The organism is Streptococcus halichoeri (genome assembly GCF_009870755.1).
Classification (GTDB): Bacteria; Bacillota; Bacilli; order Lactobacillales; family Streptococcaceae; genus Streptococcus; species Streptococcus halichoeri.
Map to the genome: position 1 here is coordinate 35654 of NZ_WLZU01000009.1, position 23889 is coordinate 59542.

At 41.3% G+C, this 23889-nt stretch carries 25 protein-coding genes and 1 pseudogene; 6 read left to right on the top strand and 20 right to left on the bottom strand.

Annotation, left to right across the window (positions count from 1 at the left end):
• The first annotated feature begins 174 nt into the window (after positions 1-174).
• Positions 175-1305: pseudogene (locus GWD08_RS03595) on the top strand (NAD(P)/FAD-dependent oxidoreductase).
• A 38-nt stretch (positions 1306-1343) separates the two neighbouring features.
• On the top strand, positions 1344-1481 hold the full coding sequence (locus GWD08_RS08650) for a hypothetical protein (RefSeq protein WP_167547763.1): 138 nt from the start codon (positions 1344-1346) through the stop codon (positions 1479-1481).
• A gap of 268 nt (positions 1482-1749) precedes the next feature.
• On the opposite strand, the gene GWD08_RS03600 is transcribed toward GWD08_RS08650, so the two are convergent.
• The 3 genes from GWD08_RS03600 to GWD08_RS03610 all read right to left on the bottom strand — a co-directional run bounded on the left by GWD08_RS03600 (position 1750) and on the right by GWD08_RS03610 (position 4680).
• Entirely contained in the window at positions 1750-1965 is a 216-nt protein-coding gene (locus GWD08_RS03600; RefSeq protein WP_159545338.1) for a YdbC family protein, read from the bottom strand.
• Between the two features lie 465 nt (positions 1966-2430).
• A complete protein-coding gene (locus GWD08_RS03605; protein WP_159564257.1) occupies positions 2431-3720 on the bottom strand; it encodes a peptidase U32 family protein in 1290 nt (429 codons plus the stop codon).
• A 33-nt stretch (positions 3721-3753) separates the two neighbouring features.
• Positions 3754-4680 carry a peptidase U32 family protein gene (locus GWD08_RS03610; protein WP_159564259.1) on the bottom strand — a complete coding sequence of 309 codons (927 nt, stop codon included), beginning with the start codon at positions 4678-4680 and terminating at the stop codon, positions 3754-3756.
• A 155-nt stretch (positions 4681-4835) separates the two neighbouring features.
• Between GWD08_RS03610 and GWD08_RS03615 the strand changes: the two genes are divergently transcribed.
• Entirely contained in the window at positions 4836-5126 is a 291-nt protein-coding gene (locus GWD08_RS03615) for a DUF3270 family protein (protein WP_159564261.1), read from the top strand.
• A gap of 408 nt (positions 5127-5534) precedes the next feature.
• Here the strand turns inward: GWD08_RS03615 and GWD08_RS03620 are convergent, their stop codons facing one another.
• From GWD08_RS03620 to GWD08_RS03685, 14 genes are all read right to left on the bottom strand, one after another.
• On the bottom strand, positions 5535-6086 hold the full coding sequence (locus GWD08_RS03620; RefSeq protein ID WP_159564263.1) for a YtxH domain-containing protein: 552 nt from the start codon (positions 6084-6086) through the stop codon (positions 5535-5537).
• On the bottom strand, positions 6079-6486 hold the full coding sequence (locus tag GWD08_RS03625; protein ID WP_159545348.1) for a DUF948 domain-containing protein: 408 nt from the start codon (positions 6484-6486) through the stop codon (positions 6079-6081). Before GWD08_RS03625 ends, GWD08_RS03620 begins: the two co-directional genes overlap by 8 nt.
• A gap of 22 nt (positions 6487-6508) precedes the next feature.
• Entirely contained in the window at positions 6509-7288 is a 780-nt protein-coding gene (lgt, locus tag GWD08_RS03630) for a prolipoprotein diacylglyceryl transferase (protein ID WP_159545350.1), read from the bottom strand.
• Positions 7289-8218 (bottom strand): HPr(Ser) kinase/phosphatase, encoded by a 930-nt coding sequence (hprK, locus tag GWD08_RS03635; protein ID WP_159564265.1) that lies wholly within the window; start codon positions 8216-8218, stop codon positions 7289-7291. It lies immediately after the preceding gene.
• Between the two features lie 133 nt (positions 8219-8351).
• The gene (locus GWD08_RS03640; RefSeq protein WP_159564267.1) at positions 8352-8639 is read right to left on the bottom strand and encodes a PspC domain-containing protein; all 288 of its coding nucleotides are present in this window, start codon (positions 8637-8639) and stop codon (positions 8352-8354) included.
• 53 nt (positions 8640-8692) lie between these two features.
• On the bottom strand, positions 8693-9136 hold the full coding sequence (locus GWD08_RS03645) for a SprT family protein (protein ID WP_159564269.1): 444 nt from the start codon (positions 9134-9136) through the stop codon (positions 8693-8695).
• Entirely contained in the window at positions 9123-11258 is a 2136-nt protein-coding gene (locus GWD08_RS03650; RefSeq protein WP_159564271.1) for a Tex family protein, read from the bottom strand. The genes GWD08_RS03645 and GWD08_RS03650 overlap by 14 nt, the downstream gene beginning before the upstream one ends.
• Positions 11259-11450: 192 nt before the next feature.
• On the bottom strand, positions 11451-12104 hold the full coding sequence (phoU, locus tag GWD08_RS03655; RefSeq protein WP_159564273.1) for a phosphate signaling complex protein PhoU: 654 nt from the start codon (positions 12102-12104) through the stop codon (positions 11451-11453).
• A 17-nt stretch (positions 12105-12121) separates the two neighbouring features.
• On the bottom strand, positions 12122-12874 hold the full coding sequence (pstB, locus tag GWD08_RS03660; RefSeq protein ID WP_159564275.1) for a phosphate ABC transporter ATP-binding protein PstB: 753 nt from the start codon (positions 12872-12874) through the stop codon (positions 12122-12124).
• A 2-nt stretch (positions 12875-12876) separates the two neighbouring features.
• Positions 12877-13692 (bottom strand): phosphate ABC transporter permease PstA, encoded by an 816-nt coding sequence (pstA, locus tag GWD08_RS03665; RefSeq protein WP_159545760.1) that lies wholly within the window; start codon positions 13690-13692, stop codon positions 12877-12879.
• A complete protein-coding gene (gene pstC / locus GWD08_RS03670) occupies positions 13685-14548 on the bottom strand; it encodes a phosphate ABC transporter permease subunit PstC (protein ID WP_159564277.1) in 864 nt (287 codons plus the stop codon). The genes pstA and pstC overlap by 8 nt, the downstream gene beginning before the upstream one ends.
• Positions 14549-14615: 67 nt before the next feature.
• Positions 14616-15494 carry a substrate-binding domain-containing protein gene (locus tag GWD08_RS03675; RefSeq protein ID WP_159545764.1) on the bottom strand — a complete coding sequence of 293 codons (879 nt, stop codon included), beginning with the start codon at positions 15492-15494 and terminating at the stop codon, positions 14616-14618.
• Between the two features lie 191 nt (positions 15495-15685).
• Positions 15686-17029 carry a two-component system histidine kinase PnpS gene (pnpS, locus tag GWD08_RS03680; RefSeq protein ID WP_159564279.1) on the bottom strand — a complete coding sequence of 448 codons (1344 nt, stop codon included), beginning with the start codon at positions 17027-17029 and terminating at the stop codon, positions 15686-15688.
• A gap of 5 nt (positions 17030-17034) precedes the next feature.
• Positions 17035-17739: a response regulator transcription factor gene (locus GWD08_RS03685; RefSeq protein ID WP_159564281.1), complete on the bottom strand. Its 705-nt coding sequence runs from the start codon at positions 17737-17739 to the stop codon at positions 17035-17037.
• A 428-nt stretch (positions 17740-18167) separates the two neighbouring features.
• Between GWD08_RS03685 and GWD08_RS08655 the strand changes: the two genes are divergently transcribed.
• From GWD08_RS08655 to GWD08_RS03695, 3 genes are read left to right on the top strand one after another with little or no spacing between them, the layout of a single operon-like run.
• The gene (locus GWD08_RS08655; protein WP_167547764.1) at positions 18168-18320 is read left to right on the top strand and encodes an SPJ_0845 family protein; all 153 of its coding nucleotides are present in this window, start codon (positions 18168-18170) and stop codon (positions 18318-18320) included.
• A 45-nt stretch (positions 18321-18365) separates the two neighbouring features.
• The gene (locus GWD08_RS03690; protein WP_159564283.1) at positions 18366-19274 is read left to right on the top strand and encodes a permease; all 909 of its coding nucleotides are present in this window, start codon (positions 18366-18368) and stop codon (positions 19272-19274) included.
• The gene (locus GWD08_RS03695) at positions 19271-20086 is read left to right on the top strand and encodes a TIGR03943 family putative permease subunit (protein ID WP_159564285.1); all 816 of its coding nucleotides are present in this window, start codon (positions 19271-19273) and stop codon (positions 20084-20086) included. The genes GWD08_RS03690 and GWD08_RS03695 overlap by 4 nt, the downstream gene beginning before the upstream one ends.
• A 413-nt stretch (positions 20087-20499) precedes the next feature.
• Here the strand turns inward: GWD08_RS03695 and ftsY are convergent, their stop codons facing one another.
• From ftsY to GWD08_RS03710, 3 genes are read right to left on the bottom strand one after another with little or no spacing between them, the layout of a single operon-like run.
• Positions 20500-21960 carry a signal recognition particle-docking protein FtsY gene (ftsY, locus tag GWD08_RS03700; protein ID WP_159564287.1) on the bottom strand — a complete coding sequence of 487 codons (1461 nt, stop codon included), beginning with the start codon at positions 21958-21960 and terminating at the stop codon, positions 20500-20502.
• Positions 21960-22787 carry a Cof-type HAD-IIB family hydrolase gene (locus GWD08_RS03705; RefSeq protein WP_159564289.1) on the bottom strand — a complete coding sequence of 276 codons (828 nt, stop codon included), beginning with the start codon at positions 22785-22787 and terminating at the stop codon, positions 21960-21962. Before GWD08_RS03705 ends, ftsY begins: the two co-directional genes overlap by 1 nt.
• Positions 22774-23586: a Cof-type HAD-IIB family hydrolase gene (locus tag GWD08_RS03710; protein WP_159564291.1), complete on the bottom strand. Its 813-nt coding sequence runs from the start codon at positions 23584-23586 to the stop codon at positions 22774-22776. The genes GWD08_RS03705 and GWD08_RS03710 overlap by 14 nt, the downstream gene beginning before the upstream one ends.
• Between the last annotated feature and the right edge of the window lie 303 nt (positions 23587-23889).

The following is a 23889-nucleotide window of genomic DNA, read 5'->3' on the forward strand; positions in this document are numbered from 1 at the left end:
CACAATGACAAGTAAAAAAGACACTAGCGATAGCTGAGGCCACTGAAAAAGCCATCTTTTATGATGACTTTTTCAGTGGCCTCCACTTTACATCCTCTCTTTTATTTGTTACACTAAATTAGTTAACCAATTAAGTATTGTACGCATTTTTAGTAGATTTAGCAAGGAGAAAAGATGACAGACTACACAATTGCGATTATTGGTGCTGGTGCTGCTGGAATTGGTTTTGGTGCAGCCCTTCGACAATTTAATCTGAATGATTTTCTGATTTTAGAGCAAGGACAAATTGGGGATAATTTTACCAAATGGCCCAAAACGACCCGCTTTATCACCCCCATCTTTCCCGACAAATGGTTTTGGCTTTCCAGATTTAAATGCCGTAGTTCCTGATACATCCCCTGCTTTTACCTTTGAAAAAGAACACTTATCTGGTTCAGAGTATGCTAACTATCTACAACGTGTCGCTGCTCATTATACACTGCCAATCAAAACCCAAACCCCAGTCACAGCCATTGAGAAACAAGCAGACCACTATCAAATCCAGACAGACACCCGCCACTATAGCGCAAAATATGTGATTATGGCTACAGGAGAATTTCAAAACCCCAATTCAGTCGGTATTAAAAATGCCCATTTAGGGATGCATTATGGTCAAGTCGATAGTTTCCAGGTTAAGTCAGAACAGCCCTTTTAATTATTGGCGGCAACGAGAGTGCCTGTGATGCTTTGACACACCTTGCCTACTTAGGTAACGAAGTGCATCTTTTTACTGATCATTTTGGACAAAATACCACTAAACCCGATCCTAGTATCTCTCTGGCACCCATCACAAAAGAACGTTTAGCCAGCATCAAAGCTCAGGCAGCTGGGCGTCGTGTCTTTATCACCGAACATAAAACAGCCCAAGAAATCACCTATTCTAAGGGCACTTATACGGTTGTATTTAGCGATGGTAGTCTTGCCAAAAGCTCACACCAACCTATTTTAGCTACCGATTTTGCACCCAGTTTTAATCAAATCGCTGGCGCAGAACTCTTTGAAAAAGATCAGCACGGACTGCCATTGGTCACCGAACAAGATGAATCAACCCGCTACCAACATTGCTTCCTCATTGGACCTAGCCTGCGTCATGGTGAAACCATTTTCTGTTATATCTATAAATTCCGACAACGGTTTGCTCCCATCATTAGAGAAATTGCACAACGCGAAAAGTTGCCAATTGATAAGCACGGCTTAGCTTTCTACCAAACAAATCAGATGTATCTTGATGATTTGTCCTGCTGTCAAGTCAACTGTGATTGCTAAGCTTTTATGATATAATAAGGAGGTGAAAGGAGTTAGAGATGAAAAAAGAATATATCTCCTATCTGTCAGGGTTAATTTTTATCATCTACGCCCTCATCAGTAACAAACTGTTATTCCTTAGCTTTGGCTTAGTTCTATTCATTATCGGTTACGCAGATCGCATCAAACACAAGTAAACTCTCAAACCAGACTGAAAAAGAAAGCTTCCTATAAGATGCTTTCTTTTTTTTCGTTCGTTGTTTTAGCATAGCTAGTAAAAAAGCAAAAGCATTTTTCATTCTTGGCTTATGGTCAAGAGGGCTTTTACGAAACAATAACAGTAATAGAAACTAACTGTAAATTTAGTAAATCAAACCAGCCCTTGCCTTCTTTGAGCGCCTAGCTTTAGTTTTTAGCCTATACTTGAATTGAAGCTAACAGCATCACTACAGCTACTGTTGACAACTAGTTATTTTTCAACGCTTTGACTAATTGTTCAAATTCGTCATTGGTTAAGGTAATGCCTTTTCCCATCTTAGCATGGTCAGGGCTCCAGCTTCGAATGTCCCACTTAGGCTCTGCACCATTAAAAGAGACACGGTTTAGTTCTTTTGTCCAACCTTTTTCGCTTTCAGATAAGGTGAGTAGATGTTCTTCAATAGAAAATGTAAATTCTGACATAAGTTCCTCCTACTTATATATTCGATAATACTCTCTCAAACTATCCTTATTTTAGCAAGAAATAATAAAAATAGCGACCTCATTTTAAGTCCACTAAAGGCCTTTTTATTTCGTTTTATAACTCTAATCAAGTTTTATAATTCTAATCAAAAGGAGGGATGGTAATGACGCGTCTGCTCTAAAGCAAAGAAAACCAGTAACACCCCTTAAAAGCATCGGGGATAAAGGTTCAACCTCAAACAAAAAAGCAGCAGCCTTTCTTTTGATGTGAACTGAGCCTCAAAAAAAGTTAGACACAAATGCACCACCCCCCCAAAAGTTAGACACAAAATCTAACTTTTTTCTTAGGAGACGATGCACTAGAATGCTGCTTTGTTCATTTTTTATGACTATTTTGTATGCTAGAGAGTCCGTTAATCACGATTTTTTCATATTAAGACCTTATTGTCCTAAAATCCTTTGCTCTTAAGCACGGACCGTTTGACTCGTGCTATCTTTACGATAAAGGTCCACCAAGCCTTCTTTGCAGGCACGGATCATATCACCAGGTTTAACAGCCTGAGGGACATCAATGGATAGTAATTCCATAGGATTGGGTGCTCGCTTAATGGCCTGCCCATCTGCATCCTTTAAGTTGTGAATAGTTGTCTCAAAGTGACGAAAACCTGGTCCGTAAAATTCAACCCTATCACCTTCAACAATAACATTTCGTTGACGGATGGTTGCCCGCATCGCTGCTTGGTCAAAATCAACCACTTCAGCGACAAATTTGTATTGCGGAATTTTGCGCCGAGCTCCAAAAAGCTGCTCATTTTCACTTGGGATATGATAATAAAAACCAGTTGCTAATTCTCGCTGAGCAACCTTCCACAGTTCATCAATCAGATCATCTTTTATAGCATAGAAGGCTTCTGGACTTTCCATGTAAGCATCCACCGCTGCTTTATAACAATTGGTAACTGTTGAAACATAGTGGATTGATTTCATCCGACCTTCGATCTTAAGACTATCAACGCCATTTTCAATCAAATCTGGTATATGCTCTATCATACACATATCTACCGAAGACATTGAATATTCCTCTGGAATCTCTCCCCTTAAGGATTGGCGCTCGCTGCCAAAGGGCATTTCATACAGATCATACTTCCAACGACAAGATTGTGAACAGCCTCCTCGGTTAGCATCACGATGGCTCATATGATTCGATAAAACACAACGTCCTGAGTAAGAAATACACATAGCCCCGTGGACAAAGGCCTCAATCTCAACGGCTGTTTGCTTACGGATCTCAGCTAGCTCAGCCATGTTAACTTCACGAGCCAAAACAACACGCGTCAGCCCTACTTGTTTCCAAAATTCAAAGGTTTCATAGTTAGTTGACGAAGCCTGGGTAGAGAGATGAATGTCTAGACCTGGTGCTTCTGTTGAACAAATAACAATCAAGGCGGGATCTGAAATAATCACTGCATCAAGTCCCATATCGCGAAGCTGTTTAAACCACGCTCCCGCTCCCGCTTCGTTGCCTTCGTGTGTGACCATGTTGGCAGCAACATAGACTTTTGCCCCACGCTTATGGGCATAATCAATCCCTTCTTGCAACTCCTCCATGGAAAAATTTCCTGCTCGGCTTCTTAAACCATAAGCTTGTCCTCCGACAAATACCGCATCTGCACCATAGTCTACTGCAACCTTTAGTTTTTCCAAAGTTCCAGCAGGAGAAAGTACTTCTGGTCGTTTTTTTGCTTGCTTTGCCATGCTTACTTTAATTCCTCTTTTCCTTACAAAATACTATTTCACGGTTTTAGGATCAAGATCATAAAAACCAGTATCTAAGCCTCTGTTCTTTGGATGATGTTCCTTTAAGATGGCTTCAAATGCTGCTTGAGTTTGCTGGTTCCACTGATGAGTCTCAAGTAATTGCCCAGCTTTTACAAATAAGTTACAAATGGCTAGGAAATCATCACCCGGACAATAAATCCCATCTAATTTCCAGTGGGTTAAACCATGATCATATAATTCCTGTAATTTTGATAGCAGATTGACATCATTATTCATAAAAATATGGGTCCCATGCTTATCTTGATAAATCGAATAATGGCTGTCATGGTCGCTTGGTTCTGCTAAAAATAAATCTCTTTGGCGAGAAACAGCCTCATCAATATGCGTAAAATGGTAGTAGTTTTCAAGTAAAGGCCGCTTTGAGTGGTGAATCACCGAAGCACCATAGACCAAGATTTCAGCAGGATAGGCAATCTGATCTGCCAAAATAAACAGCTCCTCAGAAGGAATTTCCCGAGCTAATACGGTTTCAACAGCCCCATGCTGCCCCCAAAAATTAACTTGACGGCTAGATGTGGCAAAAACAGAAGCGTCATAAATCAATTTGAAGTGATAATGATCACGCTTATTAACATAAAAAAGCCCAGCATCACCGACTGTTAGATAGTCTGCCTGAATCTCCTTGAGAAAATTTAAAAAAGGTTTGATGGAATCCATCATTCCTTGATGCATTAAAGCATTGCATGCTACCGTTAACTCTTTTCCAGCTGCATGGACTAATTGGGCGATTTCCCTTAGTTCTTCACAGGAAAAATTATAGGGGAGGCGCAGGCCATAATTTTCTTCCCCTACATAAATACGATCAACTCCAAGCTCCAACAGAGCTTTGACTTGTGCTACACTTTCAGCAGTTGCTGTTATTATTACTTTTTTCATACCAAAATCATTATAACAGATTTCACAAAAAATGAGCAGATTTCTTGCATAAACTCAATTTGTATGTTAAATTCCCGCTTTCTTTAAAAAACTAATGACAAATAGACTATTTTGTGGTAGAATTACTTAGTATCTTGGAAGGAAAGGAGAGGACGATGTCTGCACCATTGAAGCAATATCATGACTATGAAGAAGATGTCCACGTTGAGGACAGTCCTAAGTTTCATGAATTTCCAGTAAAGCAATCGCAACCATCTGGAGCTAAACTTCAAGAAGTTTTTTTCTTTGCCAAAATCGCAACGTTTAGTTTAGTAGCTGTCTTATTTGCCTTTGTCCTTCTCGCATTTAATTTAGCACCTCTATGGTCTTTCCTTATTGCGGGACTCATCAGTCTTGGTATCACTTCATTTTTAAGTCATACCGTAGCAGCATTCCTAAAACACTAAAATCAGTTATAAAAAGTAAAAAACCGAAGAAACCTACCTTGCTAAGTTTTTTCGGTTTTTTACTTGTCCTTTTGCTACAATGACGCTCTTAATGAGCTAAAGCAAAAAGGCACAGCTGCTAGAGTTGAAGTTAGCTAAATTAGCGGCAGCAATTGCTAATCAAGCACAAGGAGCTCATCTCACTATGTATCAAGCTCCACGTGACTATTACTATCGAAGGCTAATTTAATTTACAAAAAAACGAATGAAACGAGAAAGGTGATAAAGCCTTACCATACTTCATTCGTTTTTACTTGTTGTTAGTACGTTATGAACTGAGCAAGATAAACTTTCCCATCCTGATAAGCATCAGTTGTTTTTTCTTTTGAGCGCAACCATACCACCAACTACCAAAATAAGCGGCTATGATTAGCGATTGGCATCCTTAGAATCCACGGCTTCGTCTACCTCTTGGGCTGCTTTTTCCAAAACTTCTTCTGGTGTCACTGGCCGTTCAAAGTCTGATTTTAAATTTTTGGTAAAATCATCGTCCTTAGCAGATGAGGAGGTTGGAACTGGCTCTTCAATATCAGAATAATCAATAATAATATCGTCTTCATTAACAGTTTCACTGGCTTGGCCTGAGTTCTTGGCTTGGTTTGTTTGCTCTGTAAACTGTTGGCTTGCTTTTTGCACAAAGGCATTGGCTTTTTCTTTAACCGTATCAACTACTTGTTCAGGAGTTAGTTCACCAGATTCAAACTTGTTCTTATAGCTGGTAAAAGTATCTTTAGCTAGATTTGAGTATTCGTAGCTTTTGTCCTTGGCCATTTTATGGTAATGATCAGGGTTAGCTTTGTAATCCTCAAATGCCTGTTCAACGCGTTCTTTGACAACCTTACCTTTTTTAGTGGTTAGGAAATAAGCTGTCGCAATTCCCGTTGCAGTACCGATAATAACTGATTTAAAAAATTTACCCATGATTTTTCTCCTTTTTACGAAAGATTTTTGAGGCTGCTTTTCCAACTAAAGCCGCTTTACTGGCTTTTGAGACGCTTGAAGTCGCTGTGTTAGCTTTTTGACCTAAGCTACGCGCATGAACATTAAGATCTGACACGGTCTCAGAGAGATCAGCAATGGCGAGAAACAAAGGGTCAATGGTTGAAACCTTGCCATTAACATCTTCAACCAAGACATTAGCCTTTGCTAGAATTTCATTAGTCTGATAAAGGGTAACGTTAACGTCACTAGTCAAAACTGAAATGGTTTTTTTTGTTTCATCAATCACTTCAGAGACTTTTTTCAAGACGAGAATTAAGAAAATAACTAAGGCTACAAAAGCTAATGCAATAATAAGTAATGAAATACCAACTAAGTCCATAAAATACTCCTTTATTTCCCTCTTATGGCTGATAATAAGGGATGTTTGCTTGTTTTCTGCGATAAAGAATGAACCCTATTCCCACTAATATCAACACAAGGGATAAGAGCTGCGAGACACGTATTCCCATGAAATAGAGGCTATCTGTTCGCATTCCTTCAATAATCATGCGACCAAAGCCATACCAAATCAGGTAAAAAGCAAATACTTCGCCATCTAAAAGCAATCTAGGTTTTCGGCGTAAGCTAATGATGATGATAAAACCAAGAAGGTTCCACAAAGATTCATACAAAAAAGTCGGAATGCGGTAACTCCCATCAATATACATCTGACGTTGAATGAAAGCAGGTAGGTAGTTAAGACTTGCAACCGCCCGGCCATAGGCCTCCTGGTTGACAAAATTGCCCCAACGCCCTACAGCCTGAGCAAGCAAAACGCCAGGAACGGCAATATCAAGAAAATGAATAGGATTTAGATAGTTGTAATAACAGTAAATCCAAAGCACTACCGCACCGGTTAAAAGACCGCCGTAAATGGCAATGCCGCCATTCCAAATAGCAAAGAGCTCATTGAGATGATCTTGATAATAGGACCACTCAAAAACTACATAATAGAGTCGTGCGCCAATAATGGCTAGAGGAAAGGCAATCAGGATAAAGTCAATAACCTGATCACTCGTCATTTTTTTGCGAGGTGCTTCTTTTGCTGCAAGGTAAACGGCTAAGAGCAGTCCTGTCATGATGCAAATGGCGTACCAATGGACGCTAAAGGGACCAAGCTTAAATGCTACTGGATTAATCATTTAGCGCTCCTCATTTTTGCTAATCAAATGGGTTAGCCGATCTTCAAAGGTTTTCGTCGCATCAAAGCCCATTTGGCGCGCTCGGTGATTCATGGCAGCAGCTTCAATTACCACAGAGACATTGCGCCCCGTTTTAACAGGAATACGAATGCAGGGAATCTTGACACCAGCATATTCAATATCTTCGTTGCCATTGCCCAGGCGATCAAATACTTTTCCCACTTCGAAATTTTCCAAATAAACGGCTAATTGGACTTGAGAGGAATCCTTTACAGCGCTAGCTCCATATAAAGACATCACATCAATGATCCCTACACCGCGGATTTCTAAGAGATGGCGTAAGATTTCAGCGGGCTCCCCCCAAAGTGTCTCTTCATCTTTAGCATAAACGTCCACACGATCATCAGCCACCAGGCGGTGCCCCCGCTTGACTAATTCTAAACCCGTCTCGCTTTTTCCGATACCGGAATCTCCCTGGATCAGCACGCCCATACCATAAATGTCCATTAACACACCATGCACACTGATACGTTCAGCAAGCGAAGCGTCTAGAAAGTAGGACAATTCCCCAGATAGACGACTAGTGGAAATGCGACTTTTGAGGATGGGGATGTGCTCTTCCTTGGCCGCTTGGATCATTTCTTCTGGAATAGAGAGGTTTCTAGAAATAATGACGGCTGGGGTCCCTTTTTGGAACATTTCTTTGAGCACGGCATAGCGATTGCGGGCGGTCATCTTGATCAGATAGGACCACTCCTTCATTCCAATCAGCTGAATACGTTCTGGAGTATAGTAGTCAAAATAGCCAGTCATTTCAAGGCCGGGCCGCGAAATATCAGAGGTGGAAATTCCCTTATCTAACATAGCATCGGTGCCATAGATGACTTCTAATTTAACTTTTTCAACTATTTTTTTAACGGTAACAGGCATAAATCCTCCTTTGTTCTATTATAACATAAAACAAAAGGGAAACGATTTCATTAGGTTTTTAAAATAACTGTATGTTTAGCCTTTTCTATTTGTCCTATTGTTAAAACCATTAGACCAAGAATTGTGATTAGTGTTACCAGAACCAGCCATCTTCTTTATCTGTTTCTTCATGGACGATCTCGGCGTCTTTTCGCTTACGCGGACCCTGTCTTTGTGTGCGATAATCTCTTTCTAAGTCTTCTTTATAAGGTAAAAAGAGAGCTAGCAAAATATAGATAACAGCCACAAATTGATTGAAGAAAATCAGACTGGCTGTTAAAATTCTGGCTAATGTTAAGTCCCAGTGGTATTTATCAGCTAAACCAGCAACAACGCCACCGATGAGTTTTTTTCGACGCAATTTATAGAATTTTGTTTCCATAGAGTTCCTCACCTTCTTTTCCTTATTATACTGCTTTATAAGGATAAAAGAAATCAGCCTTTTGACTGATTTTTTAGATCTAATTTTCCTTTACAGTGCCCACAGACCAACCGTGTTGTATCAATGGCGCGCTGCCTGCGGTAGATTTGATAGCAGCCTTGACATTGATAAGTGTACCTGATCTTAACCGTTCTTAGTGGTGGCGTGTATCTTAAGCCATCGACTGCTGCTAGTAGGTCTTTAAAGGTTTGATCACGATGATGAAATCCCTTATTGGCATAATAAAGGTGGTAATGACACAGCTCATGCCGCACTATTTTCCGAAAAACATCTAAGCCCAATTCTTGATAAACTTTTGGATTAAAATCTAAGTGACCATCTTTTGGGAAAAAGCGCCCGCCAGTTGTTTGCAAACGCGGATTCCAGCTAGCTTGATGTCGAAAGGGTTTACCAAAGTCTGCTTTAGAAACCTCTCTCACATAATCATTTAGTTCCATCTGGAGCCAATAAACTTAAATTAACTTTATGGTGCTCAAGATCAATCCTCGAAACCCATACGGTTACGAGGTCGCCCACCGCAAGCACCTGACTAGGGTGGTTGACAAAGGTCTTGCTCATCTCAGAGATATGAATGAGACCGTCTTCGTGCACACCAATATCCACAAAAGCTCCAAAATCAACCACATTGCGGACTGTTCCTTCTAATTTTTGACCAATTTTTAAATCTGCCAACTCTAAAATATCTTGGCGCAGGACAGGTGCTTCGAAATCATCACGTAAATCCCGACCCGGTTTTAACAAATCACTAATAATGTCCTTTAGGGTTTCCCGGCCAATGCCAATTTTGTCAGCTAAGTCGCTAATAGATGCTTGCTGTAATTTTTCTTTAGCAGCTTGGTCTAACTCATTGATTTCAAGCTCTTTTAATAAAAGCTGAACTGCTGGATAGGACTCTGGATGGACGCCGGTATTATCTAGCATATTGTCACCATTTGGAATGCGTAAGAAACCAGCAGCTTGCTCAAAGGCTTTGGCACCCAAACGAGGGACATTTTTTAGCTCTTCTCGACTGGCTAAGCGGCCATTAGCTTGACGGTAACCCACGATATTTTCAGAAATGGCTTTATTGAGTCCAGAGACATGAGAAAGCAAGGTGGCACTTGCTGTATTCACATTGACACCTACCTGGTTGACCACCGTATCAACCACGAAATCGAGATGTTCGCTAAGCTTTTTTTGACTAACATCGTGCTGATACTGACCAACACCAATGGACTTGGGATCAATCTTAACCAGTTCAGCTAAAGGATCTTGTAAGCGTCTAGCGATGGAAATGGCTGAGCGTTTTTCAACCGTTAGATCTGGGAACTCTTTGCGGGCCAATTCTGAGGCGGAGTAGACTGAAGCCCCGCTTTCATTAACAATAACATAAGAAGTCTGTGGAAAATCACTGAGCACATCAGCAACGAAAGCTTCGCTTTCACGACTAGCTGTTCCGTTACCGATGGCAATGATTTCAATCGCGTAGGTCTCAATGAGTTCAGTCAAAGTCTGTTTAGCTTCTGCAATTTTAGTTGGATTGGCAGGAGGAACAGGATAGATGACTTGCGTGGTAACTAAGGTGCCCAACTGATCGACCACGGCTAGTTTTGCCCCTGTTCGAAAGGCGGGGTCAAACCCTAAAATCATCTTTCCTTTTAGAGGAGAAACCAGCAAGAGATTGCGAAGATTTTCAGAGAAAAGCGCAATAGCACCATCTTCAGCTGCTTCGGTTAGCTCCACTCGAATACGGCGTTCCATTGCTGGAACAATTTTTTTCTTAATGGTTTGATTGATCACCTCTAGAATGTAAGCATTGCTTTCTTTAAAGCGCACGCTAAAAAAGCGTAGCATCTTATCTAGATTATGCTCAAAACCAACCTTTAATACACCGAGTTTTTCGCCACGGTTCAATGCTAATGTCCGGTAGCCCTGCATTTTGGCCACGCGATCAGAAAAATCATAGTAAATGCTAAAGATTGCTTTGGGGTCGGCTTCCTTATCTTTGACAGTTGAGCGAATCAAACTGTACTGCCAGATTTCATTGTAAACCCAGGAGCGCAGTTTGGCGTCTTCTGAAAAAGCTTCAACCAAAATAGCAACTGCGCCAGCCAAGGCGTCTTGCGCTGTTGGAAAGGCTTCTGATAGATAATCTTGCGCCTTTAGCTCAAGTGGCTCAGCATTTTGCAAAATCAAGCGTGATAAAGGTAAAAGTCCAGCTTCGCGGGCAATGGTGGCCTTGGTTCGTCGTTTTTCTTTGTAGGGTAGGTAAAGTTCTTCTAGGTCTGTTAATTTTTCCGCGGCAAGGATGCTTGCTTTTAGGCTGTCAGTTAGTTTGCCCTGGGCTTCAATCTTGCTTAGGATTGTTTCTTTGCGTTCTTTGAGATTTTGCAGGGATTTGTTCAAATCAATGATAGCCTTGATTTGGACCTCATCTAAATTTCCAGTCGCTTCTTTGCGGTAACGTGCGATAAAGGGAATGGTGTTCCCTTCTTCCGTCAGGGTTAAAACCTGCTTAATTTGGTCTAAGGTTACAGCAAGTCTAGTGGCAATTGTTTCAAGTATCTTATTTTCTTTCATAAGGCTTATTATAGCACATCCCTTACCCAGTTTTACAGTTCTATTTGCGAAGCTGTCCCTAAAAAGAGGTTGACAATAATCAACCTCAGCACTTATAAATTGGACAATTCTTAGAAGATATGTAAAGGTCGCTTGTCCCTTTCTTTTGGCCACAAAAAGTAAAGATAAGGGCTTTGCCAATGACGCGTTTAGCTAATTTAATTCTATCAATTCACCTGTTTCTAAATAGACCATGCGTTCACAAATAGTCGCAATATAATCACCAAAACGCTCTAGATGCCCCAGTATCTTTAGATACTCCGTTCCATTGCGGATTGAGGCTTCTTGGACCTTCATCAGATCGATGACTTCCTTTGATAGGCTATAATACAAGGCATCAATAGCCTCATCTTGTTTGGCGATGGCTAGCGCATCTTTGGCAGCATGCTTTGGAAAGCTATCTAGCAATTGGTCTAGCATTTTTAAGGCCTTTTGCCCTACTTCATGCAGGCCCTCTTCGATTTCTGTAATCGCATCAGCTGCCCGCAAGTGTAAAATAGATTTAGAGACACCAGCCATGTGGTCACCCATGCGCTCTAAGTCCGAGCAGGCAGACATAATGGTAATGACCAAGCGTAGATCCGTTACCTGGGGCTGTTGTAGGGCTAGAATGCGGGCGCAGGTCAGTTCAATATCAACCTGGAATTGATTAATCATTTTGTCGCCTGCAATAATATGCTCTGCCATATCCTGATCCTTCGCTGATAGGGCCAACATGGCCTTGGAAGCTGCCTCTAAAACGCAATGTCCCAAGGTCAAAAACTGCTGTTCCAGAAGTTGCAATTCAATCGCAAATTGTTCTCTCATCTTAGCTTGTCCTTTCCTTAACCAAAGCGGCCCGAAATATAATCTTCTGTTCGTTTATCTTTTGGATTGGTGAAAATATCGATGGTGTCACCAAATTCACAGATTTCTCCCGTCAGGAAAAAGGCGGTTTTATCCGAAATACGTGAGGCTTGTTGCATATTGTGGGTAACGATAATAATCGTGTACTCTTTTTTTAGATTTTGCACGAGATCCTCAATTTTTAGGGTTGAAATGGGATCCAAAGCCGAGGTGGGCTCATCCATCAATAAAACGTCAGGTTCAACAGCAAGAGCACGCGCAATACACAGTCGTTGCTGCTGACCTCCAGATAAGGACATGGCACCCTTGTTTAGGCTGTCTTTAACCTCCTCCCAAATGGCTGCGCTTCTTAAGCTTTTTTCCACCAGGGCATCCAAGACTTTTTTATCCTTAATTCCATGCGTACGCGGGCCATAGGCAACGTTATCATAGATGGACATAACAAATGGATTGGGTTGCTGAAAAACCATGCCTACGCGCTTGCGAAGGTTGTTTAAATTCATGTTTTTATCGTAAATGTTGGTGTCATCTAAAAAGACTTCTCCTTCAATGTGGCAATTAGGCACCAAGTCATTCATCCGATTCAGAGTTTTAAGAAAGGTTGATTTGCCACAACCAGATGGGCCAATCAGCGCTGTAATTTGCCCCTCAGGGATGGTGATGGAAACCTGCTTTAAGGCTTGAAAGTCCCCATAATACAAATCTAAATTGTTAACACAAAAAGTTCCCATTCTTAAGCCGCTCCTTTCACGAGACGTCGAGATAATAAACTAGAGGTGGCATTAATGACTAAGACGGTAATAATCAAAATCACACCTGTGGCATAGGCTTCATTAACATGCAAACCTTCACTAGAGAGCATGTACATGTGTAAAGCCAAGGAACGACCTGACGACAAAAGACTAGTTGGCGTATTCGTTGAAGTTCCCAAGGTATACATGAGGGCAGCTGTCTCACCGACAATCCGACCGATTGCTAAAATAACACCTGATAAGATCCCAGGCATAGCCACTGGCAAAACAATTTTAAAGACGGTACGTAATTTACCGGCCCCAAGCCCAAAGCTTGCCTGCCGCATGCTATCACTGACTGCTAGTAGGGCTTCTTCGGTAGAGCGAATAATCACGGGTAACACCATAATAACTGAGGTTAAAATCCCCGACAGCAACGAATACTGCAAGCCCAGAAAGATAACAAAGAAAAGCATCCCAAAGAGCCCAAAAACAATAGAAGGAATGCCCGCTAGAGTATCTGCAGCAATCCGAATGACTCTCACCCAAGGCGAGGTTTTTGGAGCGTATTCAACCAAGTAAAAGCCAGCAAAAATACCAATCGGTAGGGCTAAAATAAGAGAGCCAAATACCAAAATCAAGGTAGAGATAATGGCAGGCATCAAAGATACATTGTCACTGGTATATTTCCAGACAAATAAATTAGCAGTAATATGGGGTAGACCATTGGCTAAAATAAATCCAATGATTAAAAAGAGAGAACCAAATGTTAGAAGGGCAAAGAAATAGACTAAAGCTTTCAAAATGGGTTTACTCATGCACCGCTTTTCCTTTCATGTAAGCAAAGATGGCATTGATAATCAAGATAAAGACAAATAAAACGGCTGACGTGGCAATCAAAGCCTCACGGTGCTGACCAGAAGCATAGGCCATTTCTAAAACAATATTTGTGGTCATTGTCCGCGTCCCAGCAAAGAGGCCACTCGGAATAATCGGTTGGTTACCTGCAACCAGAATCACTGCCATAGTCTCACCAATAGCTCGGCCCACTCCTAGAATCACCGCTGAGAAGATGCCCGATTTTGCTGCGGGTAAAATCACACTGAAAATCGATCGCTCATGGCTAGCTCCTAGGGCTAGACTACCAGCATAATAAGCAGACGGAACTGTGCGGATGGCTGATTCTGACAGGCTAATAATGGTTGGCAAGATCATAATGCCTAGTAAGAGCGAAGCTGTCAGGACACTCATGCCATTACCAGAAAATGAACCAATCCAAGGCACCAGCAATTGTAAGCCAAAAAAACCATAGACAATGGACGGGATCGCTGCCATCAGGTTCACCGCCGATTTTAAAAAGGCATAGATCTGTTTAGGACAGTAATAAACCATAAAAACAGCAGTAAAAACACCGGTTGGAACACCTAGGGCAATAGCTCCGATCGTGATGAATACCGAACCCACAATCATGGGCAAAATACCATAGCTTGCCGGTGTATTAGAGGGCGACCAGTCATTACCTAATAAAAAGTGACTGATACCATATTTTCCAATAAACGGAAGACCATTCATAAAGATAAAGATACAGATTAAGAAGATGGCCAGGATAGCAGTTGCTGCGCTGAGAAAAAAGATTATCCGGAAAAACTCTTCTTTAAAGGTTTGTTTTTTCACGCTGTGTCCTTTCTAAGGATATAAAAGCAAGGGAGACAAATCGCCCCCTCACCCTTTTTCTACTGACCTATTTCACATTCTCCCAAGAAGTTGTTTTGCCACTGAAAATGTCAGCAACAGCACTCATACTTATTTTTTGTAATGCATTAGCTTTATTGACTACAAGAGCTATCCCATCAAGAGCTATGGCATCATGCTTAAGTGTTTTTCCTTCGTCTGGGGTCAATTCGCGAGAGACCATGCCAATATCTGCTGTTTTTTCTTTTGCAGCAGTAATGCCAGCAGACGAGCCATTGGCAGTGATGTCAATCGTAACGCCTGGATTTTCTTTCTTATAAGCCTCAGCTATTTTTTCCATCAGTGGGGCTACTGAGGTTGAGCCAACCAGCGATAGTTTACCAGACATTTTTTGTGAGCTATAATCTGCACCTTGTGTTTTGGCTTTAACATATTTATTTTCAGCAACCACTTTTTGTCCTTCTTTTGAATGAATGTAAGTGATAAAATCTTTACCTAGTGTTGAGAGGCTATCATTGTAAACAATATTAAACGGTCTTTGCAAAGGATAATCACCATCTAAGACAGTCTTGGCGGTGGCTTCTACACCATCTACTTTTAATGCTTTAACATTTTTATTGAGTGAGCCTAAGGAAATATAGCCAATCGCATTTTTGTTACCAGAAACGGCAGAAATCACTCCTTCGGTGCTGTTTTGGACCACTGCCGATTTGGTCGTATTATCGGTTTCTTTCCCACCACTTTTCTTTAGCAAGCCTGTGATTTCAGTAAATGCTCCGCGGGTCCCTGAGCCATTTTCACGTGTGACAACATCAATCTTTTTGGTTGCTCCTCCTTCTCCAGCGCCAGCTGAATGATTCCCACAGGCTGCAAGGCCTAAGCCAGATAAACCAAGTGCTGCTAAGATAAGCATTTTTTTCATTTTCATAATAACCACCTTTATATGGATTTTAAACATTTTCTTGTAGCTTGACTACATTTATAGTCTACCAAGCTATTGTAAAGATTGAGGCCTGATTTTGGTAAAGATTTGGTAAAGATTTCAAAAATCAGCAAAAAAACCTACTAAGATCGGCTTAGTAGGCAATGCGTTTTTGTCAATACAAGCTAGCAGGGCTGTTACGCTTTTGATGAGGGTGGTTCTGCAATCATTTGTTTAGGTAAGGTGATGGTAAAATCACTTCCTTGGCCCAACTGACTATCAACCTGAATAGTCGCACCAAGCAAGTCACTGAGTTCTTTGACAATGGCTAGGCCTAAGCCGGTGCCGCCGCTTTGGCGACTGCGTCCCTTGTTAACCCGATAAAAGCGTTCAAAAATACGTTCTAATTCATGCGTTTTAATGCCAATACCTGTATCAGAGACAGTAATTTTAAGTTCTTCATTAAGCCATTGCGTCTTAATCTTAATAGTCCCACCCTGATCTGTGTAGCGAATAGCATTTGACAATAAATTTAACAAAATCTGCGATAAAACGTATTTATCAGTTTGGAGAACACAATCACCGGCCAATTGATAATGCAAGTGGAGCTGCTTTTGGCTTAATTGTGGCGTCATGCTCTGCCCAATGTAGGTTAAAAAATCATTAATGAGAAATCTGCTGGTTTGAATTTGTATTTTTGCAGCCTTAGACAAGGTGAGCATATGTTCAACAATACGTTCTAAGCGCAAGCTTTCATTATAGATAATCTCTAAAAATTCTTCTTTAGTCTTTGACTCGGTTTCTGGCATTTCCTTTAAGGTTTCAGCAAAACCTTTGATAGAGGTAACCGGCGTTCGCAGTTCATGTGAAGCATTAGAAATGAAATCCATATTTGATTTTTCATAACTTCTGATGGTGGTTAAATCATAGAGCAAAACCAGCACTTGTGTGACCTGATCACGATTGGTAAGAATAGGAATGGCTGAAACCTCCAAGATTAGATCGTTATCATTAAGGCCTGCCAATTCTTTTTTGATCATCTTTTTCTTATCAAAAGCCTCATTGATCAATGCTTTAACATCCATACGACGAATGTCAGCAAGCATCCTAATCGGATGCTTTGTTTTGGGAAAATAGCTGGGCAGAGATTGACTTTGTAAGAGAACCGTGCGGTCTTTGCTGACCAAAAGCATCCCCATAGTCAAGTGGGACAAGAGGGCTTCAAGATGCTCTGACATGGTTTCTTTTTCAAGACTTAGAGCTGCTAGCTGGCTTTTGACTTGCCAATAGTCCTTAGCAAATGCTTTTAAATCGCTCTGCTTATCAGCAATAAAAGAAACGGGGTTGGCTTGCTGTCGAACGGCCAATAAATGAAATGCCTCTTGCCAGGCAAATAAAGACTTTAGGGTGTAAACCAAGCTGAGACAAACAACCCCATAGCCCAGATAAAACCAGTTAGATACCTGGCTTAACATCCCACAGACGCTCATAAGAACTAACAAGAAACTTATCCCACTCAGGACAATCAAGCGCTTTTTCATTGCTATTAGTCTCCTTTAAACTTATAGCCGTAACCACGAATGGTTTCAATCAATTTGGGATTTTTTGCATCATCTTCTACTTTTTCCCGCAATTTGCCAATATGCACATCCACCAGTCGTGTTTCTTGTCCAAAATCATAACCCCAGATACGTTCTAATAAACGCTCACGCGTTAAAGTCATGTTAGGATGCTTAATCAAATATAAGAGTAGTTCAAATTCCTTGGGAGTTAACCGCAATAATTGGCCAGCCTTATATACTTCATGACGTTCTGGGTAAATGGTAATGTCCTGAATAGTGAGAGCATCATCAAGATTTTCTTCATTTTGTAAACTGGCTTTAGTATCTGTTCGCCGTAAAACCGCCTTAACACGTGCAACCAATTCTCTGGGGCTAAAAGGCTTGGTCAAATAATCATCTGCTCCTAGTTCTAAAGCGAGGACTTTATCAAACTCTTCGCCTTTGGCTGATACCATCATGATCGGGGTTTTAATGCCCTTCGCACGTAAACGTTTGCAAACTTCTATGCCATCCAATTGGGGCAGCATAATATCCAAAATGATGAAATTATAGGGCTCTGATTGAGCTAACTTTAACGCAGTCCTGCCATCACTAACCAGCTCAGTTGCATAGCCTTCCTTTTGCAAATGGTAGTCTAACAGTCGTAAAATGTGCTCTTCATCATCCACAACTAGTAACTTCTTTTTCATGTTCAACTCCTACTAAGCTCATTATAACATAAGCCAGCAAGCTTTTAACAAAATTAAGGAGTAGAAATCTCTAATCTTCAAACTTTTTAAATCTAGACGATTCGAGACGATTGGGTAAAAAGCGTAGCTATGTCCTACCAAAGCCAAAAAAGTAAAGAAATGGTTTGCCAGGGTGCTGGCTGTTGTGATTAAGCCTCCCTACACCCTTGGGTTTTTAATTCCTGACAAAAGAGATGAGCTTGTACACTTTACTCCTTTGATACGAGGGTAACTTTAGGAATAGCTTAAGGTTAATTTGGTAACCTAATCCTAGGGTTAATAAGGTTAAGAGAGAGCACATTATCATTATCCTCTACAGCTTTCACTTTCCTTTTAGCCCTATTTGATAGTATAATGGTACTAGTAACATTAGAAAGTTGGTTTTTTAGATGGCTATAACACATAAAAAAAATGATGAATTAGAAAAAATGATGGCACAATTTGCCAATATTCCTGGTTTTGATAAGCCTTTAGAAGTTGATACCGATGGTAAGATTATTCCTAATCCAGCCAAGGAGAAGCAACCCCATAATGAGTTGTAAGAAACTACTTTGTGCCACGGGCCCAAAAAGGAGGTTGATATAGCAATGAGCCTTTTTTCACAACTTCCGCCTAGTGTACTTCAATGGTTTGCTATTTTTATCTCCATTATTATTGAAGCCCTCCCCTTTGTCCTTTTAGGAACAATTCTGTCTGGGGTGATTGAAGTCTATGTGACTCCAGAAGTGGTCCAGCGTTACTTGCCCAAACAAAAGTTTTTACGAATTCTCTTTGGAACGTTTATTGGCTTTGTTTTCCCTTCCTGTGAATGCGGAATCATTCCTATTATTAACCGTTTCCTTGAAAAACAGGTACCTAGCTATACAGCTGTGCCTTTTTTAGCAACTGCACCAATTATTAATCCTATTGTGCTTTTTGCTACCTATTCGGCTTTTGGAAATTCGCTGCGGTTTTTAGTATTGCGCTTAGTAGGGGCAACGATTGTAGCTATTGCTTTGGGGATTATGTTAGCCTATCTCACAGATGAGGCCATTTTAAAAGAAGACGCAAAACCAAGCCATCTTCACGATTATTCCCATGAAAAATGGTACCGCAAAATCTATCTGGCTCTGCTCCATGCTATTGATGAATTCTTTGATACGGGCCGCTATCTAGTTTTTGGAACCTTGATTGCCTCTGCGATGCAAATCTATGTGCCAACGCGTATTCTAACAACGATTGGTCATAATCCCTTAACAGCTATTTTAATCATGATGCTCTTAGCCTTTATCCTATCCTTGTGCAGTGAAGCGGATGCTTTTATTGGGGCTTCTTTATTATCAACCTTTGGCATAGCACCAGTCCTAGCCTTCTTGCTGATTGGACCCATGGTTGACATTAAAAACCTTATGATGATGCTCAAGGCCTTCAAAGGGAAGTTTATCGGCCAATTCATTGGTCTTTCAGTTGTGATGATTATTCTGTATTGCCTGGGGATCGGAGGTCTTCGCTTATGATTCGATTTTTAATTCTCGCTGGTTACTTTGAATTGACCATGTACTTAGAATTATCAGGTAAATTGGACCAATACATTAATATCAAATATTCTTATTTAGCTTATATATCAATGGTCTTGTCTTTCATTCTCGCATTGGTACAACTCTATTGCTGGATGAAAAATAGTACGGTGCACAGCCATTTATCCGGAAAATGGGCCAAGCTAACCAGTCCGATGATTCTTGTTTTTCCAGTTTTGGTTGGGTTATTGGTGCCAACGGTGAGTTTGGACTCAACTACCGTTCAAGCCAAGGGCTATACTTTCCCGCTAGCAGCTGGCTCAACCAGCTCTGGTATTAGTCAAGACGGCACACGGGTGCAATACCTAAAGCCCGATACGAGCCTCTATTTCACCAAATCAGCCTACCAAAAAGAAATGCTAGCTGAGCTCAAAAAATATAAGGGGACCAGCCCGCTGACCATCACAAGTGCTAATTATATGGAAATTATGGAGCTTATTTACCTTTATCCTGAGGAATTCAGTAATCGGGATATTCGCTATACTGGCTTTGTCTTTAATGAACCAGATCATGAGGGTTACCAGTTCCTCTTTCGCTTTGGGATTATCCACTGTATCGCGGATTCAGGGGTTTATGGTTTATTAACAACAGGCGAACAAACACACTTTGCCAATAATACATGGTTGACAGTGAGTGGTCGTATCACTACGGAATATAATGCTAAGTTGGAGCAAACGCTTCCTGTCTTACATATTCAGCACGTTGAAGAAAAAGCCCAGCCGAAAAATCCCTATGTTTATCGTGTTTTCTAAAAACTTGCATGCCTCAATAACTTCAGATTGAAAAAAAGCTTGCTTAAGCTAATTCTTCAATCTTTTTTTGAACCATAAAAAAACTCTTAGAAGCGCTAAAAAGCAGCTTTTCTAAGAGTTTATTGCTAGTCACGAATGCAAGGCAAAGTCCTTGTTTTCTTAAAAGTTTGGCAAAAGTCTAGCAGACGTTTCCAGCTAGTAAATCCTTTTTAAAGGCTTATTAAAAATCTAGCAGACACTTACAGCTAGCCAGGCCTTTAGCGGGGACTAGTCAGGGCGGTCATCCAGCAGCTACAGCTTTTCGCCAAACAGCTAAGCCACAGGGCAACTGCGGAGCGGTTTTAGGCTTTAGCTAATGGCCTGTAACACTCAAGGAGGACTTGACGCCTTTTTTGTGTTCTTCTTACCTAACACTAGAGAATGCCCGTTAACAGCCCTCTCATAAACTCCTCAGAGTTAAAGACTCCAATATCATCGATTTTTTCCCCAAAGCCGATTAATTTAACAGGAATGTCCAACTCTTGACGAATGGCTAAAACAACGCCTCCTTTGGCTGTACCATCAATCTTTGTTAAAATTAATCCGGTCAAAGGCGTGATTTTAGAGAATTCTTTGGCCTGGCTAAGCGCATTTTGCCCAGTGGAAGCATCAAGAGCAAGTAAGGTTTCATGTGGGGCATCTGGCACTACACGTTTGATGATACGGCCAATTTTTTCCAGCTCAGCCATGAGATTTTCCTTGTTTTGCAAGCGGCCAGCCGTATCAATCATCAAGACATCAATCTTCTCTGCCACTGCTTTTTCCACACCATCAAAGACCACAGAAGCCGGATCGGCTTTTTCTGGGCCCGTAACTACGGGAACAGCCACCCGGCGGCCCCATTCTGCTAACTGAGCCACTGCTCCGGCCCGAAAGGTATCTGCTGCCACCAACATCACCTTTTTGCCTTCTTGCTTGTATTTGTAAGCCAATTTTCCAATCGAAGTGGTCTTACCAACGCCATTTACTCCCACAAACAACATCACCGTCAAACCAGGCTGCAGGTTGATTGTCTCTTTATAGGTCCCATCTTTTTCATAGATAGCGACTAATTTTTCAATGATGACTCGCTTAAGGGCTTCTGGTTTTTTCGCATTTTCGAGCTTGGCTTCTTGACGCAGAGCATCGGTCAACTCTGTCGCGACAGTCACCCCAACATCAGACAAAATCAACATTTCTTCTAATTCTTCAAAGAAATCTTCGTCAACCTTACGAAAAGTTGCAAAAAAACTATTGAGTCTGGCTGAAAAACCCGAGCGAGTTTTGGACAAGCTTCGCTTGTACTTGTCTTCTTCTGTCTCGGTCATCGCTGGCGCTGTTTGACTTGGCTCGGTCGCTGCCTCGGTGCTATCATCCTTAGTGTTAGCAGGTGTGTTTGACGGCTCAAGGTCATCAGCTGACTCTGTAGCATCACTTGTCTCACCAAGAGGAACAGGTTCTGATGTTTGTGCCTTGGCAGTCTGGGCTAACTCAGGTTCCACACCTTCAAAGTCACCTGGTACAGCAAAAATCGCTGCTTCCTTCAATACTGGCTCAGGTTCTGGTTTGGCTACCGGCTCAGCTGGTTCCTCAGTGGCCACTTGCTTAGCTGCATCTGCTTTATTCCCACCGCCCTGCTCTGAGTGGACGGACTGTGGTTTTTCTTCAGGCTCAAAGTGACCTTCTGGCTCTGGTCTACCACTTGGCTCGTTGGTCACAACAGAAGGTTTAGCCTCTTGTTCTTCAGGTGTTGTTTGGCTTTCTTCTGCTACCGTTTCTTGAAGGGGGGCTTCCTTAGCGGACTGAGTCTCTTTTTTTTGCTTTTTATTTCCAAATAATCGATCAAATAATCCCATTATATCTCCTTAGCTAGAATATAGGTTTCAATAGCTTCTGCTACACCGGATGCGTCATTACTATGTTGTGTCACCTGATCAGCTACCGCCTTAATCGAAGGCACCGCATTGGCCATGGCCACGCCCAAGCCAGCCCATTTCAGCATAGTATAATCATTAGCCTCATCGCCCATGGCCATAACATTTTCAGGTAAAAGGCCAAGGTGCTCACACAAAAGGGCTAAACCAAAGGCTTTATGAATGCCTTTTGGCATGATTTCAAATATAATATCTCGTGATTTGAACGCCTCATAGTGGTCATATATGGCCCCTGGTAAGTGAGCTAGCTGCTGATCTAAATAATCAGCATCCGTCACACTAACAACCTTATTATATATAATATTTGGGTCTAAGTCATCTAAAGAATCACACGTGACAAAGGCCAAGGCCGGATTAGCTAGATGATACTGAGACTGACAGCCATCTTGACCTGCTATACTATAGACCCGACCCTCACTCAAAATATCAGTGGGAAGGTTCAAATGGTACAAGGTCTGATGAATGTCTCTCACCTGATCAAAAGTTAAACTGGATTTAGCTAAAATCTCACCCGAATTACGTTGGACCAAACCACCGTTAAAGGTAATACTGTAATGCTCTGGGCCTGTAAGTGCTAACTCAGTCAATAAGCCTTCGATGGCTTTAAGGGGCCGACCCGTTGTGATGACCACCTGCACACCAGCTGCTTGTGCTTGTCGGATCGCTTTTTGATTAGCCTGAGTTACTCTTTTATCGGTGGTTAATAAGGTCCCGTCAAGATCCAGAGCTAGCAGTTTAATGGGCTTCATCTCGAACCATCCTTTCTAGATACTGTAAAACAGCCTGACTATTGCAATGGCCAATCAGCTCATCAGCCACAGCCTTTATTTCAGGACGGGCATTGGCAGTAGCTATGGCTTTCCCTGCACAGGTTAGCATTTGCAGATCATTGAAATTATCCCCAAAAGCAAGGGTTTGATTCAAGGACAAGTCAAGTGCCTGACAAAGATGCTGTAAACCAAACCCTTTATTGACCTCTGATAGCATCACATCAATGGAATCAAAACCAGTGGTGACAGCTGTCGCATAAGGTAATGCCTGATCTAACCAGTCACTCCCTAGTAAAACGGTAGCATCAGTAAAGCTTGTGGTCATTTTAAAAATGAGGTCCTCATCCATAAGGTCATAGGTCTCAATGATTTGAACATTGGCATAGTAGTGCTTCATCTTCTCAATATAAGCAGGCGACGTTCCCTCAAGGATATAGCTAGCCTTTTGACCTGAAAAGAGCATACCAGCCGAGCCATGGTAAGGATTAGCTTTAATCTTCGCAGCAACCTCAAGGTATTGCGACTTAGACAGCGCATCCGAAAAAACAACTCGGCCCTGGTACTGCACCAAAGACCCATTCTCAGCAATAATGGCAATCTGATCTAAAAAGTCTTCAAAGAGGCGATTAATGGCCAACAAGGAACGGCCACTAGAGACAGCAAAAATAATCCCTGCCTCTTGGAGTTTTGGCAAAAGGCGGGCTAAGCGGTCCTTATCATAGGTCCCATCCTCTCTTAAGAAAGTTCCGTCCATATCTGTTGCTACTAATTTAATCATCTCATACCCTACTAATTTTTTGAGTTATGTCTCTTTATTATAACATAGAAGCTTGGAAATGGAGTAACAGGGCTTAAGACAAGACTTAAATCATTTCTTTTTTTGAACTTGGTCAGCTACTTCTTGGGAAAAAACCAGTATCACCCGAGTTTATCAGTTAAAAAATAAAAAAATCTCCCGAGTTTATCAGTTAAAAAATAAAAAAATCTCTATAAACGCTGTCAAATCAACGTTATTGAAGCTTTTTTAAGTTGTAAATCGTGTTGTGTATGCAGTTTTTCCCTAACTTTTGAATATCTTCGT

Bases quoted from the DNA above. Each gene is read 5' to 3' on its own strand.
- GWD08_RS03650 (WP_159564271.1), bottom strand. From the start codon at position 11,258: ATGAAAGAAAATAAGATACTTGAAACAATTGCCACTAGACTTGCTGTA.
- GWD08_RS03705 (WP_159564289.1), bottom strand. From the start codon at position 22,787: ATGAAGCCCATTAAACTGCTAGCTCTGGATCTTGACGGGACCTTATTA.
- GWD08_RS08655 (WP_167547764.1), top strand. From the start codon at position 18,168: ATGGCTATAACACATAAAAAAAATGATGAATTAGAAAAAATGATGGCA.
- pnpS (WP_159564279.1), bottom strand. From the start codon at position 17,029: ATGAAAAAGCGCTTGATTGTCCTGAGTGGGATAAGTTTCTTGTTAGTT.
- phoU (WP_159564273.1), bottom strand. From the start codon at position 12,104: ATGAGAGAACAATTTGCGATTGAATTGCAACTTCTGGAACAGCAGTTT.
- GWD08_RS03620 (WP_159564263.1), bottom strand. From the start codon at position 6,086: ATGGGTAAATTTTTTAAATCAGTTATTATCGGTACTGCAACGGGAATT.
- GWD08_RS03645 (WP_159564269.1), bottom strand. From the start codon at position 9,136: ATGGAACTAAATGATTATGTGAGAGAGGTTTCTAAAGCAGACTTTGGT.
- GWD08_RS03600 (WP_159545338.1), bottom strand. From the start codon at position 1,965: ATGTCAGAATTTACATTTTCTATTGAAGAACATCTACTCACCTTATCT.
- GWD08_RS03615 (WP_159564261.1), top strand. From the start codon at position 4,836: ATGTCTGCACCATTGAAGCAATATCATGACTATGAAGAAGATGTCCAC.
- GWD08_RS03610 (WP_159564259.1), bottom strand. From the start codon at position 4,680: ATGAAAAAAGTAATAATAACAGCAACTGCTGAAAGTGTAGCACAAGTC.
- GWD08_RS03685 (WP_159564281.1), bottom strand. From the start codon at position 17,739: ATGAAAAAGAAGTTACTAGTTGTGGATGATGAAGAGCACATTTTACGA.
- ftsY (WP_159564287.1), bottom strand. From the start codon at position 21,960: ATGGGATTATTTGATCGATTATTTGGAAATAAAAAGCAAAAAAAAGAG.
- pstA (WP_159545760.1), bottom strand. From the start codon at position 13,692: ATGAGTAAACCCATTTTGAAAGCTTTAGTCTATTTCTTTGCCCTTCTA.
- pstB (WP_159564275.1), bottom strand. From the start codon at position 12,874: ATGGGAACTTTTTGTGTTAACAATTTAGATTTGTATTATGGGGACTTT.
- lgt (WP_159545350.1), bottom strand. From the start codon at position 7,288: ATGATTAATCCAGTAGCATTTAAGCTTGGTCCCTTTAGCGTCCATTGG.
- GWD08_RS03690 (WP_159564283.1), top strand. From the start codon at position 18,366: ATGAGCCTTTTTTCACAACTTCCGCCTAGTGTACTTCAATGGTTTGCT.
- GWD08_RS03675 (WP_159545764.1), bottom strand. From the start codon at position 15,494: ATGAAAATGAAAAAAATGCTTATCTTAGCAGCACTTGGTTTATCTGGC.
- GWD08_RS03695 (WP_159564285.1), top strand. From the start codon at position 19,271: ATGATTCGATTTTTAATTCTCGCTGGTTACTTTGAATTGACCATGTAC.
- GWD08_RS03710 (WP_159564291.1), bottom strand. From the start codon at position 23,586: ATGATTAAATTAGTAGCAACAGATATGGACGGAACTTTCTTAAGAGAG.
- GWD08_RS08650 (WP_167547763.1), top strand. From the start codon at position 1,344: ATGAAAAAAGAATATATCTCCTATCTGTCAGGGTTAATTTTTATCATC.
- hprK (WP_159564265.1), bottom strand. From the start codon at position 8,218: ATGCCTGTTACCGTTAAAAAAATAGTTGAAAAAGTTAAATTAGAAGTC.
- GWD08_RS03605 (WP_159564257.1), bottom strand. From the start codon at position 3,720: ATGGCAAAGCAAGCAAAAAAACGACCAGAAGTACTTTCTCCTGCTGGA.
- GWD08_RS03640 (WP_159564267.1), bottom strand. From the start codon at position 8,639: ATGGAAACAAAATTCTATAAATTGCGTCGAAAAAAACTCATCGGTGGC.
- GWD08_RS03625 (WP_159545348.1), bottom strand. From the start codon at position 6,486: ATGGACTTAGTTGGTATTTCATTACTTATTATTGCATTAGCTTTTGTA.